This window comes from Acidovorax sp. KPB24-03 (assembly GCF_057546605.1).
The window spans coordinates 1-955 of sequence record NZ_BAAJYR010000768.1 but is presented as its reverse complement, the minus strand read 5'-3'; the positions used below and the strand labels follow the sequence as shown (position 1 = coordinate 955).

General features: G+C 68.9%; 1 protein-coding gene. It reads right to left on the bottom strand.

The window, feature by feature from the left end; all coding sequences use genetic code 11:
• Positions 1-52: 52 nt before the first annotated feature.
• On the bottom strand, positions 53-874 hold the full coding sequence (gene lgt / locus AC27KI_RS25855) for a prolipoprotein diacylglyceryl transferase (protein WP_284428883.1): 822 nt from the start codon (positions 872-874) through the stop codon (positions 53-55).
• Positions 875-955 lie beyond the last annotated feature (81 nt).

Sequence of the window (955 nt, the reverse complement as noted above, 5' to 3'; positions counted from 1 at the left end):
TTTTCAATAGCAACATGCCCTGGTATTTATTGTGCTGGAGGCCCCTGGGGCCTCAAGCCCTTTGCAGCACCGGCTGGCGCCGCGCCCACACCCACATGGCGATGCCGGCGACGATCATCGGCACGCACAGCCATTGGCCCATGCTCATGCCCAGCGAGAGGATGCCCAGGAACGCATCCGGCTCGCGGAAGTATTCGGCGATGAAGCGGAAGCTGCCGTAGCCCACCAGGAAGGCCGCGGCCACCTCGCCCTGGCGGCGCTCGCGGCGGGCATAGAGCCACAGCAGCACGAACAGCAGCACGCCCTCCAGCAGGAACTGGTACACCTGCGACGGGTGGCGCGGCAGCAGCGAGCCGCTTTGCGGGAACACCATGCCCCAGGGCAGGTCCGGGCTGCTGAAGCGCCCCCACAGCTCGCCGTTGATGAAGTTGCCCACGCGCCCGGCCGCGAGCCCCGTCGGCACGCACGGCGCCACGAAGTCGGCCACCTGCAGCCAGGGCCGCTTGCGCGAATGCGCGAACCACACCATCGCGGCGATCACGCCCAGCAGCCCGCCATGAAAGCTCATGCCGCCCTGCCAGATGTAGAAGATCTCCAGCGGGTTGGACAGGTAGTAGCCCGGCTTGTAGAACAGGCAGTAGCCCAGCCGCCCCCCCGCCACCACGCCCACCACGCCGAGAAAGAGGATGTCCTCCACGTCGCGCCGCGTCCAGGCACCGGGCCCGGTGATGGAGGCGAAGGGCTCGTGGCGCAGGCGCCGCACCCCGAGGAACATGAACAGCGCGAAGGCCGCCAGATAGGTCAGGCCGTACCAGTGGATGGCCAGCGGGCCCACTTGCAGGGCGATGGGGTCGATTTGGGGGTACATCAGCATGGTGGGCGGTATTGTGCCCGCCCGGCATGACGGTTCCGGCCGGCGCCCTGGAGCGGCGGCCGCTGCGGCGGCGACGCGGCG